Source organism: Burkholderia sp. Tr-862 (assembly GCF_011753085.1).
In the GTDB taxonomy this organism is placed as follows: domain Bacteria; phylum Pseudomonadota; class Gammaproteobacteria; order Burkholderiales; family Burkholderiaceae; genus Burkholderia; species Burkholderia ambifaria.
The window spans coordinates 42,829-57,831 of the sequence record NZ_VWWG01000027.1; the positions used below are offsets into that span (position 1 = coordinate 42,829).

Below are 15,003 nucleotides of genomic sequence, written 5' to 3' on the forward strand. Positions count from 1 at the left end.
GTGAAGCGCGGCATTCGCGCAGCGGCGCGAGCGCGCGGGGCGGTGAGGGTCGCGGGTGGGTTACGTCGGGCCGCGCACGCCCCGCAACCCGTGCGTGAGGCGGGGCCGATGGCGAAGCGGGCGGGTTGCACGGTGCGGGCCGGATGAGGCGCAACCGTGGCGAACCGGCGTCAGTCGGAGAGTTTCATCGCGAGGCGCTGCCGGGCAATCTGCTTCACGTCGGTCGACAGTGCGGCATTTTGCAGACCATTGGCCCAGACGGTGAACGAATCCTCGATCAGGTTGCGGGCGTCGGGCGGCAGTTCGGCCAGCATCAGCGACACCACGGTGAACAGGACGGCGGTGTCGCCGGCCTGGCGGCTCGCGTTCGCGTCGACGGCCTGCTTCAGGCTGTCGACCGACGCTTGCAGTGACTGCAATGCTTCATTCGAATCGCTCATGTCACGCTCCATGCAGGAGGGTTCAGCCGGCGACGAACGTGCGGCCGGCAACGCGGCCGGGGTGCGCGACGCCCGGCGGGCATCGCGCGCGGGTAGGCCGTCAGGCCGCCGTGCTGGCCTGCGGCGCCACGGACACCGATGCCTCGCTCGTCAGCATCAGGAACGTGAACGTTTCGCGCAGGTACAGGCGGACGACCTTGTCAGTATGGCTCGTATAGCCGATCGACACGTCTTCGCCGAGGTGCAGCTCGTAGTCTCCGCCGCGGGTGGACAGCACGCAACCGCCGCTGATCGCCGGCGCCCAGATGATCTCGCCGCTGACGATGCGCTTGATGTGGCCGAGCACCGGATAGCCCTGGTCGCGCGCCTCGCTGAGCGCCGTGTAGGCGTCCGAGCCGAGCACGACCGTGTACGGGCCGTCGACGCCGGCGAGCCGCAGCGCTTCCAGCGCGTCGCTGATCGCGTCCGGGTACGCGCTGACATCGGTCGGCAGCGTGAGCTTGCGGTTCGACGTGCCTTCGCGGATGCCGACGATGTCCGCGGCCAGATAGCCGTCGAAGATCGCGCCGTCTTCCGCGAATGCCAGGCGCTGCGCGGCGTCCTTCGCCGGCTGCCAGTCGGCGTCGCGCGCGCCGCGCTCGACGCTGTCGATCGCATCGCGGCTCAGCTCGAACGGCACCGTCAGCTCGACGACGTTGCGGACCTCGCGCAGCCGCGCGCTCACCTGCTCGCGCGGCGCGGTGACGTCGCGCAGATGCCCGGTGCCGACGGCCGACAGCTCGGGGCCCGCCGGGCCTTCGACGTCGACCACGCGGCGCCCGGCCACCGAGCGCTTGAAGGTGCGGGCGACTTCTTCCTCGATCTGCTCCCACGCGGACGAGGCAATCGGCGCGAGTTCGCGGTGCAGGTTATTCATAGGCTTTGGCTCCTTTCAGCGATCCGATATTCAGCGAGCCGTCACGACGCGGCTCGGGCGATGAGGGTGCGGGCTGCGCGGCGGCGGCAGCGTCGGCCGGTGCGGCGCGATCGGCGAGCGCTTCGAGCAGGTCGGCCGACGGCACGAAGAACAGCGAGCCGGTGACCGCGCGGCTGAAGTCGAGCAGCCGGTCGTAATTGCCGGGCGGGCGGCCGACGAACATGTTCTCGAGCATCTGCTCGATCGGCGCCGGCGAACGCGCGTAGCCGATGAAATAGGTGCCGAATTCGCCGGAACCGGGGCGCCCGAACGGCATGTTGTCGCGCAGGATCTTCACTTCCTGGCCGTTTTCGTCGAGCGTGGTCAGCGAGCTGTGCGAGCACGACGGCTTCACGTCCGGCGCGAGCTCGATGTCGGACAGCTTGGTGCGGCCGATGATGCGCTCCTGCGTCTCGACCGCGAGCGCGTTCCAGCCGGCCATGTCGTGCAGGTACTTCTGCACAAGCACGTAGCTGCCGCCCGCGAATTCGGCGTCCTCGTCGCCGATCACCGTGAAGTCGACCGCCTCGCGGCCTTCCGGGTTCTCTGTGCCGTCGACGAAGCCGATCATCGCGCGCTGGTCGAAGTTGCGGAAGCCGTGCACCTCGTCGACGACCGTGACTGCGTCGCCGAGCGCGGCGAGCAACTGGGTCGCGAGTTCGAAGCACAGGTCCATCGCGTCGGCGCGAATGTGCAGCAGGATGTCACCCGGCGTCGCGACCGCGACGCGCTGGCCGGCGCCGAATTCGCGGAACGGATGCAGCGACGCGGGACGCGGCTCGCCGAACAGCGCATCCCATGCGTCGGAGCCGAAGCCGCATACGCAGGACAGGTTGCCGCCCGGCACGCGCTTGCCGACCGAGCGCACGAGCGCGGCGATGTCGCCGCACCACGCGCGGATCGTGTCGGCGCGCTCGGTGCCAGGGTTGACGGTTGCGACGAGGAAGATCGCGCTGCGCGTGATCGGGTTGTGAACGGCCTGGGAAAGCGGGGGACGGGTTTGCATCGCGGCCTGCCGGTCAGTCATGTCGGGACGGACGGGCCGCGGATGCCGCGGCGCGCGAAGACGAACGGGGGGACTGTGTCATGCGACTGTTCTCTTTGTGACATGCGGATGAAGGACGTTGCGCGGGCATCGCGCAACGGGCCGCAGCGGCGGCGGCCTGCCGTCCGGGCGCGAAAGGGAAGGCAGGCAGGATGGCCGCGCGTTCGCCCGGCGCGTGACCTCTCCGCACCGCGTAACGTCGTCGAGCCTGCAATCTAGCAGCTTCGGCGGGTCTTTGGAACACGTATCGACGATCTGTCATTCGAATGGGTTGATCAGGGTTCGATTTTGCGTCGCGCGCGTGCAGCTGTACTCCTGAAGCCCGCGGCGCTGTGCTCTTGAGCGGGCGCAACGCGTGCAGTAGATTGGGTTCGCTGCACCCGCCGACGAGGACCAACATGACGAACCTGCTGGAAGCCATGCGAATTTTTGTCGCGGGGGGCGAGCACGGCGTCGACGGACCGTCGAGCGCGGCATCTACTTCTTTGCACCGGTCATCGCCTTGAACACGTCCACTGCTTCCGCCGATACGGCCGCCGAGCGCATCCGCCGCCGCTTCGGCCACTTCCTCCATGCGGCCGAGCTGGCCGGCCTGATCGTGATCGGTCTGGCGACCGCGTTCGCGATGGCGCAGGAAGCGTGCAAGGTCGTGCTCGCGGGCGAGGTGTCGCTCACCGACCTGCTGCTGATGTTCCTGTATCTGGAGGTGCTCGCGATGAACGTGCGCTATCTGCGGCTCGGCCGGCTGCCGGTGCGCTTTCCGTTGTTCATCGCGATGACGTCGCTCGCGCGCGACCTGATCCTGCGCGGCGCGACCGACAGCCCGGAGCGGATGCTGATGACCACGTTCGGGATCGTGCTGCTCGCGGTGGGCGTGCTGATCCTGAGCTTCGGCCAGCATCGCTTTCCGGCGGAAGTCGACGATGTCGAGGAGGACGCGCATACGCGCCGGTAACGTGCGGCCGCGCCGCTCGTGCTCGTGACGCAGCGGCAGGCACGCGTATCGAACCCACGGATCCCGGCACGCAACGCGCGGCCGGTCCGACCCATCCGCGGATGACCGTCGACTGGCGGCGCTCGCGTCGCTCATCAACCCGAGAGGTGTCGAATGACCAAGCAACTGATCGTCGCCGTATTCGGCAGCGTCGAGACGGCCCGTCAGGCCGCGAACGATTTCGAGGCGCTGTCGGAGAAGCATGAAGGATTCCACGTCGACAACGGCGTCGTCGTCGAAAAGGACGCGAACGGCAAGCTCGCGGTGCTCGACGCCGAGTCGCGGCCGTTCAAGGGCGGCCTGATCGGCGCGATCGCGGGCGGCCTGCTCGGGATGCTCGCCGGGCCGCTCGGCGCGATCACCGGCATGGCGGCCGGCGCGGGGGCCGGCATCGTCGCGGACGCAGCCGGCAATGCGCTACTCGACGGCCAGTTCGTCGAATCGGTCGCGACACGGCTCGTGCCCGGCAGTGTGGCGGTCATCGTCGAGGCGGAGGAGGCGACGCCGTTCTCGGTCGACAACACCGTGACGGGATTCGGCGGCAAGGTCGTGCGCCACGTAATCGACTAGGCCCGGCTTGCCGCGTTCGAGCCGGACGCAGGCCGGCGCGCGGCCCGGCGCGGATCGCGTCGACGACACGTGCGCGTTCGTGCGACGCCGCGCAGCGTGACGCACGAACCGGCATGGCGCGTGCGCGGGACCTAGGGCCTGTTCACGCTAATAACGGGCCAGCCCCACGAATGGTTTTTCCAAACAGGGGAACGTGCCTTTCCGCCCGCATTGCGGCGTCGTTCGTCGTTGCAATAGCTACGGCTATTGCGCCTCCTCTCTCCTTGCCCTGCGGGCGGAAAGGCACGTTCGCAAGCCCGTTATCAGCGTGAACAGGCCCTAGACAATCAGCTATACCGAGCGTCGGTGCGCACGACGTCACGCTCGAACGTCGCCACGCGAATCGCGTCGTGCCGTTTCGCGTCACGACCGCATATGCGCGGCGGTACGGATGACACGAGACGCGGCTGCGTGCCACGGTCTTCCCATCTGTTCACCACACCCGCGCGATTTGACGTTTGGCCGCCAAACTGTCACTTACATTCGCCGAATTGACGCAGTAGGATGCCGATCCTCGTCATGATGGATTTCGCATTGCTCTCCGCCTTCAATTTCGGTAACGGCCGACGCTCGCACCAGAACGCCCGCCAGCGGGCACGGCTATCCGGCTTCGCGCATCGGCGCGGCACGCGCGCACACGCGTCGCGGGCCGGTTCACCGCTGGCGGGGCGAGGCGGATGAAGCTCTACGAGAAATTCGCGAACGACATAGAGAGACTCATCCGGCAACGCGTGTATCGACATGGCGATCGTGTGCCGTCGGTGCGGCAGGCGAGCCAGCAGCATCGGATCAGCATCACGACCGTGCTGCACGCGTACCTGCTGCTCGAAAGCCGCGGGCTGCTGGAAAGCCGCCCGCAGTCGGGTTACTTCGTGAACCTGCGCCGCGACGACAACCACGCGCCGGTGCGTGAGCTGCGGCCGTCGAAGCCGATCGCGATCTCGTCGTCCGTCGACATGAGCCGGCTCGTGCTGTCGACGCTGCGCTCGATCGGCACCGACGACGCCGTGCCGCTCGGCTCGCCGTATCCGGATCCGAGCCTGTTTCCGTTCGAGAAGCTGAACCGCTATGCGTATGCAGCCGGCCGCGACAAGTCGCTGTGGGGCGTGACGGACGGCCTGCCGCCGGGTCATCCGCGCCTGATCCGGCAGATCGCGCGACGCTATCTGGAAAACGGGATGTCGGTCGATCCGAACGAGATCATCGTGACGGTCGGCGCGACGGAGGCGATCAATCTGTGCCTGCAGGCAGTCGCGAAACCCGGCGACACGATCGCGGTGGAGTCGCCGACGTTCTACGCGATGCTGCACGCGATCGAGCGGATGGGGATGAAGGCGATCGAGGTCGCGACGCACCCGGAATACGGAATCGACATCGCGGCGCTGGCGGCCATTGCGAAGTCGCAGCCGATCGCCGCGTGCATGGTGATGCCGAATTTCCAGAACCCGCTCGGCTTCCAGATGCCCGACGAGCGCAAGCGCGAACTGGTTGAATTCGCAACGAAAGCCGACATGCCGATCGTCGAGAACGGCGTGTATAACGAACTGTATTTCGGCCATGCCCACCCGAGCGCGCTGAAGGCGTTCGACCGCAACGGCATCGTGCTGCACTGCTCATCGTTCTCGAAGAGCCTGACGGCCGCCTACCGGATCGGCTGGGCATTGCCGGGCCGCTATCGCGAACAGGTCGAGAAGCTGAAGTTTCTGAACACGCTGGCGACGCCGTCGCTGCCGCAGCTCGCGATCGCCGAGTTTCTCGAACGCGACGGCTACGAGCATCACCTGCGGCGGATTCGCAAGGCGTATGCGCAGCAGGCGAACCTGATGCGCGCGATGGTGTCGCGGTTCTTCCCGGAAGGCACGCGCATCTCGAGCCCGGCAGGCGGATACGTGCTGTGGGTCGAACTGCCGGCACAGGTCGATGCGATGCGCCTGTACCAGCTCGCGCTGGAGCAGGGCATCACGATCGGCCCCGGCTACATGTTCTCGATCGCGGACACCTACCGCAATTTCATCCGGCTGAACTACAGCAGCCCGTGGTCGCCGGAGATCGAGCGGGCGCTCGTCATGGTCGGCAAGCTTGCAACTGCCTGCATGGATTGACTGCGCGGTGGCGCATCACGCGAAGTCACGTCGGGTCGCATCACACATCGCCGCCGGAGCCGGCGAGTTCGCCATCGCGTCGCTCCGCGTGTGACGCGATGAAGGCGGCGGCATGCGGATTGCGCCGGTCGTCGGACCCCCGCACATGCGCATCCGGCATGTTGCGCCGCAACGTGCATACGAGCCACCTTCCGCGTTTGCATGCGCTGCGGGGTCGTCTGTACCTGTTCTTTTCAGGAAGGACGCCGATAATGGGACCGTTACCCCACACCCCGGGAGCCATGCCATGTCCGCAAGTGACGCCTCGTCTTCACGTCCCGATCTCGCGCAGGGCATCGCGCTCGACGACATCGCCGACGGCGCGATGATCGAAGGCCGGGTCGGCGACGCACCGGTGCTGCTGGTGCGCCGCGCCGACGAACTGTTTGCCGTGGGCGCGCAATGCCCGCACTACGGCGCACCGCTGGCCGACGGGCTGCTCGTCGGCGACACGATCCGCTGCCCGTGGCATCACGCGGCGTTCTGTTTGCGCACCGGCGCAATGCTGCGCGCGCCGGCGCTCGACGGCCTGACGTGCTGGCGCGTCGAGCGCCGCGATGGCCGCGCGGTCGTGCTCGATGCACGGCCCGCCGAGTCGCCGCCCGTTCTGGAAGCGGCCGGGCTGCCCGAATCGGTGGTGATCGTCGGCGGCGGCGCGGCCGCGATCGCGGCGGCCGTGACGCTGCGGCAGGAAGGCTATCCGCACGCGATCACGCTGCTGAGCGCGGACAGCGAGCCGCCGTACGACCGGCCGAACCTGTCGAAGGATTATCTGGCCGGCACGGCCGAAGCGGACTGGCTGCCGCTGCGCGGTGCGTCGTTCTATGCCGACCAGCGCATCGACGTGCGCTGCGGCACGCGCGTCGCGCGGATCGATCCCGCGGCGCACGCGGTCGAACTCGCGGACGGCAGCCGCGTCGGCTACGGCGCGCTGTTGCTCGCGACCGGCGCCGAGCCGAATCGGCTGACCGTGCCGGGCGCCGATCTGCCGCACGTGCGCGTGCTGCGCTCGCGCGCCGATTGCGATGCATTGATCGGCACGCTGAAGAACGCGCAGCGCTGCGTCGTGGTCGGCGCGAGCTTCATCGGCCTCGAGGCGGCCGCCGCGCTGCGCACGCGCGGGCTCGACGTGCAGGTGGTCGCACCCGATGCGCAGCCGATGGCACGCGTGCTCGGCGAGGCGCTCGGCGACACGATCCGCGCGCTGCACGAATCGCACGGCGTGACGTTCCATCTCGGCCTGACGCCCGCGCAGATCACGCCGGACGGCGTGACGCTGTCGAACGGCGACGTGCTGCCGGCCGACGTCGTGGTGGTCGGCATCGGCGTGCATCCGGACGTCGCGCTTGCGCAGGACGCGGGGCTGGCCGTCGATCGCGGCGTGACGGTCGACCGTTTCCTGCAGACGAGCGCACCGGACATCTACGCGGCCGGCGACATCGCGCGCTGGCCCGATCCGTTGACGGGCGAGCGCATTCGCGTCGAGCACTGGGTCGTCGCGGAGCGGCAGGGCATCGCCGCGGCGCGCAACATGCTCGGCCAGCAGCGGCCATTCGACGCGGTGCCGTTCTTCTGGAGCCAGCACTACGATCTGACCGTCCGTTATGTGGGACATGCGGAGCAGTGGGACCGCGTCGAGATCGACGGCGACCTGCGCGCGCATGACGGTTCGGTGACGTACTGGCGGGGCGACAAGCGGCTCGCAGTCGCGACGATCGGCCGCGATCTCGATTGCCTGCGGGCGGAAGAGGCGCTCGAACAGCAGGGCGCCGCAAAGTCGCGCTGACGGCCGCGTTCGGGTGGCATTGACCGCGTCGCGCGGCGGCTGACCTCGCGACGCCGGGGTCGACCGACCGCACACGGGCACACGTCAAGCACGGCAAGCACGGCAAGCACGGCAAGCACGGCAAGCACGGCAAGCGCCGACGGGCGCGCGCCTTGCTCGCACAGCGCGACGGTACCTGCACCGGTCCCGCCTTCGACAAAGAGGGCCCGACATGAAAGCAGTGGTATTTCATGGCGTCGGTGACATTCGCATCGATACGGTACCCGACCCGGAAGTCGCGCAAACGACCGACGCGGTCGTGTCCGTGCTCACGCGCTGCGAGCCGTTGACGAACGCGATCGACGCGTACCGCGCGTTCGACGTGCGCGAGCCCGGCTGGATGAAAGTGAAGCTGACGCCGTGAAGATCCGAACTGGAACGAGGAGCACTGCGATGAGCGAAACGAATACTCGCTACGACAACTGCATGGCCGCGTGCGACGCGTGCGCGCACGCCTGTGACGCGTGTATGGCCGCCTGCCTGGCAGAGCCCGACGCACACAAGCTGGCCGACTGCATCGCGCTGGACATCGAATGCGCGCAGCTGTGCCGCTTCGCGTCGGGCGTGATGGCGCGCGACAGCGTGGTCGCGCCGCGCGTGTGTGCGCTGTGCGCGCAGGTATGCGAGCTGTGCGCGGTCGAATGCCTGCGGCATCTGCACGAACATTGCCGGCGCTGCGCGCTGGCGTGCGACGCGTGCGCGGCGATGTGCCGCGCGGTGGCTTGAGTAAGGCCTACGCGAGCGCCTCCGTGAGGGCTCGAGTGAAGGTGTGAGCGATGACGTAAACGTTCACGGCGCGCCATGCACCGTGCGCGCGACACGCTGCAGCAGTGCGTCGAGCACCGGCATCTCGAGCGGTTTCACGAGGTGATCGTCGAAGCCTTCGCGCGCCGTGCGCGCGAGATCCGATGAGCTGGCATGACCAGATAGCGCGACACAGGTCATGCCGCCCAGCGTGTCGATCGCGCGCAGTTCGTGCAGCAGCGTGTAGCCGTCGACGTCGGGCATCGACAGGTCGATGAGCATCAGATGCGGAACGGTATCGCGCACGAGCGCCAGCGCGTCGTTCGCGTTGTACGCGACGCGCGGTGCGTGCCCCTTCAGCTGCAGCAGCACGGCGAGCGTGTCGGCCGAGTCGCGGTTGTCGTCGACGACGATGATGTTCAGCGGCGCGGCGGCCGGCTTCACGGCGCGCGGCGCGGGCGCTTCGACCCGTGCCGTTTGCGCGTGGTGCTCGACGGGCAACCGTACCGTGAACGTCGCACCGTGGCCGGGACCCTCGCTTTCGGCGGAGATCCTGCCGCCATGCAGCTCGACGAACGACCGGCAGATCGCGAGGCCGAGCCCGAAGCCGTCGACCGGACGCCGGCCCGGCACGCCGTCCTGGTCGAACAGGTCGAAGATCGTTTCGAGCGAGCCCGCAGCGATGCCCACGCCGTGATCGGTCACGCGGATCGCGACAGTGGAACCCTCGTGGTCGGCGGCGACGTCGATGCGCCCGCCGGGCGGCGAGAACTTGGACGCGTTGTCGAGCAGGTTGTGCAGCACCTGCACGAGCCGCGCGGCGTCGCCACGCACCACCACCGGTTCGGACGGCAGTTCGACGCGAAGATGCTGCTGGCGTGTGGCCAGCTTCGGCTGGATGCTCTCCACGCCGCGGCACACGACGTCGCGCACCGTCACCGGCGCGTTGTCGAGCTCGACCTTGCCGGCCGTGATGCGCCCGACGTCGAGCAGATCGTCGACGAGCCGCGTCAGCTGTCCGACCTGACGGTGCACGGCGTCGCGGCATTGCGCGAGCACCGGCACCGGATCGGGCAGCGTTTGCAGCACGCTGACGGAGTGGCGCAGCGGCGCGAGATGGTTGCGCAGTTCGTGCGCGAGCATCGCGATGAATACGCTGAGCCGGTGCGTCGACATTTCCAGTTCGGCGAGCCGCTTGCGCTCGGTCATGTCGCGCGTGATCTTGATGAAGCCGGCCAGCTGGCCCGCATGATCGCGCACGGCCGTGATCGTCACGCTGGCCCAGAACAGCGAACCGTCCTTGCGCACGCGCCAGCCTTCGTCCTCGAAGCGGCCGTGCACGGTCGCCTCGTGTAGCCCGAGCGCGGGTCGGCCCGCGGCGATCGCGTCGGGCGGATAGAAGCGCGAGAAATGGTGGCCGATGATCTCGGCGGGGAGATAGCCCTTGATGCGCTGCGCGCCCGCGTTCCACGTCGCGACGTTGCCTTGCGGGTCGAGCATGAACACCGCGTAGTCGGTGATTGCCCCGACGACGGTCTCGAAGCGGAACTCGGCGAAGCGGTGCAGCAGATCGCGTGCATCGGCGGGGCCGAGCGGCGGATGTAACTCGGATATGGCGTCGTCTGTCTTCATCGAACGGTAAGTCAAATGAGGGTGGCCTCGGGCCGCCCGGCCGCGTCTGGCGGAGCCAGAGGCGGCGATTCGAACCGGATTGAGTCGCTCGAAAGCATACGGGAACCCGATTCACCTGATCAATCGGTGCGCATTGTGCGTGCCACGTGTCGCCTGACCTGGCCGGGCGGGCTGCCGGCGGCGCGATCGCCGCCGGCGCGGCATGCCGATTGCGTCGCCGTCCGAGCCGCGCTACACGGGCACATCGGGCGTGCAAGCGGCCCTGCGGCCCTGCGGAACACGAGGACATCGATATGAACAGTACACTGAATCCCGACAACGAATCGGCCGGCCCGGACGACGAGAACGCGCGGCGCGGCCGCGACGGCCGCGCGCTGGGGCCGAGCGACTCGTCCGACAGCGGCAGCGACACGGCCGGCGCGCGGCGCTATCCGTTCGACGTCGATTCGCCGCTCGACGAGCACGCGCTGGAACGCGGCGACGCGGCGCTCGACAGCGATACGGACCGCGCGGGCACCGGCGAGCGCGCGTCCGCGGACGGCGATGCGGGGCTCGAGGACGCCGCGGATATCGAGCCGGACCGCACGGAACGGCTCGACGAGGCCGGCCTCATTGACGACCTCGACGATCCGGACGAGCCGACAGGCTCGGGCATGGGCGGCGCATAGGGCCCGATACGGCGCCGTTCCGCGCAAAAACTGCAATCGCGTTGCAGATAGGGGCGGCCGCCGGCGCCGGCCGGCGGCGCCGGCGACTGACGCTCGACAGGAGCTTCGCAAGGAGAACGCAGAACGGGGCGCCGGCGCAAATCGATGAGCCGCTCCGCGTCGCCCGCCCGTCTCGCGGTGTCGGCCCCGGCCACGAACGCGGCACGCGATTTGCAACCGTCCGAACGACGCGCGCCGCGATGCGGCATGGAGCCGTGCGCGGCACTGGGGCGCGCAAGGAGGACACGATGCAACGACGATATCCGGGACGGCAAGCCGAACGCAGCGGGCCGCCCGACTGGCAGGAACGCAGCGAGCGCGCGTACCAGGGCGGCGAGCGAGACTTTCGCGGCGGCGAATCCCAGCGGCACGACGCCGACTATGAATCCGCGTACCGGCGCTTCGCGAGCGAGAACGTCGGCCCGGAAGACTGGGGCAGCGAATGGAGCGAACGCTCGGCACGCACGTCGGCCGAGCGGGGTCCCGAGTGGCGCGACGCGCCGGGTGGTTCGCGCGAACCGGAGTGGGAAGCCGAACGCGGTTACGGCAACCGCGGTCGTCGCGCGGAAGGCGGCGAGGGCCGTGAAGGCCGGTATGGCAGCGATCAGCCGGGATTCCGCGGTCATCACCGGATGGGCTGGTACGGCGGCGAGCGCGACTATGATCCGCGCGATCCACGCCGTACCGATGCGCAACGCGAGGCCATGCGCCAGCGCCGTGGCCCGAAAGGCTATACGCGCTCGGACGAGCGCATTCGCGAGGACGTCTGCGAGCGGCTCACGCATGCGCTCGACATCGACGTGAGCGACGTCACCGTGCAGGTGCGCGACGGCCGCGTCGAACTGGACGGCACCGTGCCGTCGCGCTGGATGAAGCACGACATCGAGGACATCGCCGACGGCTGCATGTGCGTGCGCGACGTCGAGAACCGCGTGCGGGTGCGCCGCGACGACGAACACGAACCGGGCACGGTGCTGCATCCGTCCCAACGCACCGTCACGCCGACGCAGCCCGCCGTGCGCGACCCCGAACCGGGCAGCGGCACCGGACGTGAATCGCACCATTGACGGCGCGACGCGCGGGACAACCCGACCACGAACCCAGGCCTCGCGCGCATGACGGCCGGCACCGACGAGCTGGCGCGCGACAGCCGCGCGCCGCTCGACGCGCTCGCGTTGTCCGGCTATGCGCGCGAGCGCGACCGCACACGCTCGCTCGAAGGATTTCCCTGCCTACCTGACCCAGCCCGCCCAAGCGGACGACCTGATCGCGGCGCTGCGCGCGCTCGCGTTTTCCTCCGGAGACCTCCATGCCGAACCTTCTGCATCCGACGACACCCGCCACCCTGACCGAGCGTCGCGGCGGTAGCGCGTTCGCCGATCGCCAGGCCGCGGTCGCGGCCGTCGAGCTGCTGCTGCCGACGTTGTCGGCCGCGTTGCAGAGCGACTTCGTCGGCGACAGCGGCTGCCTGCACATCGTGATCATGGATCCGGCGCTCGGGCCGCGCGACGCCGCGTTCGAGGACGCCATTCTTTACGAGTTCTCGCTGCCCGACCCGAAGGACTGGGATGCCGACTATCGCGCCTACGCACGCGCGAAGGCGCGGCTGTCGTGGGAAACCGGCCGCGACGGCCACGTCGTGCAGGCGCTGGAGCCGTACCGGCTGCGCGTGGGCGATACGAACCTGTGGGGCGGTGTCGCGCAGCACGGGATCGTGGTCGGCGTGTCGGGCGCGCAACCGTGGTTCGACGAGGCGTTCGCGGGCTGCATCGCACACTGCCTGCGCGCGCTCGCCAAGCACCGCGCGCAGGCGACGCCGGACGCGCTCGCGATCGGAACGTAGGCGCGCGCGGGCACGTTTTTACAGCCTGTTATAAAAAAGCCAGCGACCCCGAGACGGCCCCTGACACGGCGCGGGCGCGCGCAGACGGGCATGGTTCTCGCTGTACTCCTGTACCGACGCTTGTCGCGACAAGTGTCACGGCCACGATTCCGACGATTCTTCGGACACGTACAGGAGATGCAGGTGAACGCGACTCACGATCCCGCTGGCCCGTCGCTCGCCGGCCGCGCCGCGCTCGTGACGGGCGGCGGCCGCGGCTTGGGCGAAGCCATCTGCGAGGAGCTTGCGCAACACGGCGCACACGTGATCGTCGCCGATCTCGACGGCGATCGCGCGGCGGCGGTCGCGCGACGCCTCGAGCGCCATGGCGGCCAGGCGGTCGGACGGCCGCTCGACGTGCGCGACGAAGCGTCGGTGCTGCAGGTCGTGCACGACGCGCGCGAGGCGCTCGGCGATCTCGACGTGATCGTGAACAACGCGGCGATCGACGTGACCGCGCCGATCGACGACGTCAGCGTCGCGGCGTGGCAGCAGGTGCTGATGACCAACCTGTTCGGCCCATACCTGATGTGCCACGCGGCCGTGCCGATGATGAAGGCGCGCGGCAGCGGCCATATCGTCAACATCGCGTCGACGGCGTCCAAGCGCGCGTGGCCGAATGCCTCCGCGTATCACGCGACGAAGTGGGGGCTGCTCGGGCTGTCGCATGCGTTGCATGCGGAGCTGCGGCCGGCCGGCGTGAGCGTGTCGGCGATCGTCGCGGGCGGGATGCGCACGCCGTTCCTGCTCGACCGCTTCCCCGACATCGACGAGGACACGCTGCAGCCGCCGGAGCATGTCGCGGCCGCCGTGCGTTTCGTGCTGACGCAGCCGCCGGGCACTGTCGTGCCGGAGCTGATGGTGCTGCCGATGAAGGAGACATCATGGCCCTGAAGCGCGAACGGCGGCTGCCCGGCGCCGTGCTGCTCGACAAGGACGGCACGCTGCTCGAGAACGTGCCGTACAACGTCGACCCCACACGGATGAAACTCGCGCCGGGCGCGGCGCGCGCGCTGCGCACGCTCGGCGCGACAGGCATGCCGATCGTGGTCGTGTCGAACCAGCCGGGCGTCGCGCTCGGTCGCTTTACCGAACCCGAGCTTGGCGCGGTCCGCCAGCGTCTCGCCGAACTGTTTGAAGCGAACGGCGCGGCGCTGGCGGGCTTTTTTTACTGCCCGCATTACCCGGCGGGCAGCGTGCCGCGCTATACCTGCGACTGCATCTGCCGCAAGCCGCGCCCCGGCATGCTACGCCGCGCGCTCGCCACGCTCGGCGCCGTCGCCGAATGGAGCTGGATGATCGGCGACATCCTCGATGACGTCGAGGCCGGCCGCGCCGCACGCTGCGGCACGATCCTGGTCGACCGCGGCAACGAGACCGAGTGGCGGCTCGATGCCAGGCGCACGCCGCACCACGTGGTCCCCCGTCTCGATCTCGCCGCCGACCTCGTCGTGCGCGACGCCGTGCGCCGTCACGGCTCGTGGGTGCGGCGATGAGCGCGGCGTGGGATCGTGCACGCCGGATCCTGTGCGTGCGGCTCGACAGCCTCGGCGACGTGCTGATGACGACGCCCGCGCTGCGCGCGCTGAAGGAGAGCGGCCACGGCCGCCGGCTCACGCTGCTGACGTCGCGCAGCGGCGCCGCGCTGGCGAAGCATCTGCCGATGGTCGACGACGTGTGGACGTATGACGCGCCATGGGTCAAGCATCCCGGCGCGCGCGGCGATCCGGTCGTCGATCTCGACATGATCGGCCGGCTGCTGGCCGGCCACTTCGACGCGGCCGTGATCTTCACCGTGTACAGCCAGAGTCCGCTGCCGGCCGCGATGATGTGCTGGCTCGCGGGCATCCCGCTGCGGCTCGCGCATTGTCGCGAGAATCCGTATGAACTATTGACCGACCGCGTGCCGGAACGCGAGCCGGAATCGTACGTGCGCCACGAGGTCGCGCGCCAGCTTGCGCTGGTGCGCTCGATCGGCGCGAAGACGTCCGACTGGCGGATGGCGTTCGAGCCCGGCGACGCGGCGCGG

General features: G+C 69.1%; 15 protein-coding genes and 2 pseudogenes. 13 read left to right on the plus strand and 4 right to left on the minus strand.

What is annotated here, in order from left to right; all coding sequences use genetic code 11:
• Window positions 1-170 precede the first annotated feature (170 nt).
• The 3 genes from F3J14_RS11270 to F3J14_RS11280 form a co-directional block, all read right to left on the minus strand.
• Window positions 171-440: a hypothetical protein gene (locus tag F3J14_RS11270; RefSeq protein WP_166723043.1), complete on the minus strand. Its 270-nt coding sequence runs from the start codon at window positions 438-440 to the stop codon at window positions 171-173.
• Between the two features lie 100 nt (window positions 441-540).
• Window positions 541-1,356 (minus strand): family 1 encapsulin nanocompartment shell protein, encoded by an 816-nt coding sequence (locus F3J14_RS11275; protein WP_166723044.1) that lies wholly within the window; start codon window positions 1,354-1,356, stop codon window positions 541-543.
• A complete protein-coding gene (locus F3J14_RS11280; RefSeq protein ID WP_166723045.1) occupies window positions 1,349-2,422 on the minus strand; it encodes a Dyp-type peroxidase in 1,074 nt (357 codons plus the stop codon). Before F3J14_RS11280 ends, F3J14_RS11275 begins: the two co-directional genes overlap by 8 nt.
• Window positions 2,423-2,942: 520 nt before the next feature.
• Here F3J14_RS11280 and F3J14_RS11285 point away from each other — a divergent pair.
• The 6 genes from F3J14_RS11285 to F3J14_RS11310 all read left to right on the plus strand — a co-directional run bounded on the left by F3J14_RS11285 (window position 2,943) and on the right by F3J14_RS11310 (window position 8,735).
• Complete coding sequence (locus F3J14_RS11285) at window positions 2,943-3,395, plus strand: phosphate-starvation-inducible PsiE family protein (protein WP_166723046.1); 453 nt, start codon at window positions 2,943-2,945, stop codon at window positions 3,393-3,395.
• A 153-nt stretch (window positions 3,396-3,548) separates the two neighbouring features.
• Window positions 3,549-4,004, plus strand: coding sequence for a DUF1269 domain-containing protein (locus tag F3J14_RS11290; protein WP_166723047.1), 456 nt, complete (start codon window positions 3,549-3,551; stop codon window positions 4,002-4,004).
• A 716-nt stretch (window positions 4,005-4,720) separates the two neighbouring features.
• Window positions 4,721-6,145, plus strand: coding sequence for a PLP-dependent aminotransferase family protein (locus tag F3J14_RS11295; protein ID WP_166723048.1), 1,425 nt, complete (start codon window positions 4,721-4,723; stop codon window positions 6,143-6,145).
• A gap of 286 nt (window positions 6,146-6,431) precedes the next feature.
• A complete protein-coding gene (locus F3J14_RS11300; protein ID WP_166723049.1) occupies window positions 6,432-7,970 on the plus strand; it encodes an FAD-dependent oxidoreductase in 1,539 nt (512 codons plus the stop codon).
• Between the two features lie 211 nt (window positions 7,971-8,181).
• Complete coding sequence (locus F3J14_RS36170) at window positions 8,182-8,373, plus strand: hypothetical protein (RefSeq protein WP_166723060.1); 192 nt, start codon at window positions 8,182-8,184, stop codon at window positions 8,371-8,373.
• 29 nt (window positions 8,374-8,402) lie between these two features.
• Window positions 8,403-8,735, plus strand: coding sequence for a four-helix bundle copper-binding protein (locus F3J14_RS11310; protein ID WP_166723050.1), 333 nt, complete (start codon window positions 8,403-8,405; stop codon window positions 8,733-8,735).
• Window positions 8,736-8,798: 63 nt separating this feature from the next.
• On the opposite strand, the gene F3J14_RS11315 is transcribed toward F3J14_RS11310, so the two are convergent.
• Window positions 8,799-10,385: an ATP-binding protein gene (locus tag F3J14_RS11315; RefSeq protein WP_166723051.1), complete on the minus strand. Its 1,587-nt coding sequence runs from the start codon at window positions 10,383-10,385 to the stop codon at window positions 8,799-8,801.
• 293 nt (window positions 10,386-10,678) lie between these two features.
• On the opposite strand from F3J14_RS11315, the gene F3J14_RS11320 reads away from it, so the two are divergent.
• From F3J14_RS11320 to F3J14_RS11350, 7 genes and pseudogenes are all read left to right on the plus strand, one after another.
• Window positions 10,679-11,053, plus strand: a complete 375-nt coding sequence (locus tag F3J14_RS11320; protein ID WP_166723052.1) for a chemotaxis protein — start codon at window positions 10,679-10,681, stop codon at window positions 11,051-11,053.
• 287 nt (window positions 11,054-11,340) lie between these two features.
• Entirely contained in the window at window positions 11,341-12,159 is an 819-nt protein-coding gene (locus F3J14_RS11325; RefSeq protein ID WP_166723053.1) for a BON domain-containing protein, read from the plus strand.
• Between the two features lie 87 nt (window positions 12,160-12,246).
• Window positions 12,247-12,460: pseudogene (locus tag F3J14_RS35645) on the plus strand (response regulator); the annotation flags it as partial.
• Window positions 12,402-12,935 carry a hypothetical protein gene (locus tag F3J14_RS11335; RefSeq protein ID WP_166723054.1) on the plus strand — a complete coding sequence of 178 codons (534 nt, stop codon included), beginning with the start codon at window positions 12,402-12,404 and terminating at the stop codon, window positions 12,933-12,935. The pseudogene F3J14_RS35645 and the gene F3J14_RS11335, both read left to right, overlap by 59 nt.
• Window positions 12,936-13,112: 177 nt before the next feature.
• Window positions 13,113-13,868, plus strand: a complete 756-nt coding sequence (locus F3J14_RS11340; protein ID WP_168736175.1) for an SDR family oxidoreductase — start codon at window positions 13,113-13,115, stop codon at window positions 13,866-13,868.
• A complete protein-coding gene (locus F3J14_RS11345; RefSeq protein ID WP_166723056.1) occupies window positions 13,859-14,470 on the plus strand; it encodes an HAD-IIIA family hydrolase in 612 nt (203 codons plus the stop codon). Before F3J14_RS11340 ends, F3J14_RS11345 begins: the two co-directional genes overlap by 10 nt.
• Window positions 14,467-15,003: pseudogene (locus F3J14_RS11350) on the plus strand (glycosyltransferase family 9 protein); the annotation flags it as partial. The gene F3J14_RS11345 and the pseudogene F3J14_RS11350, both read left to right, overlap by 4 nt.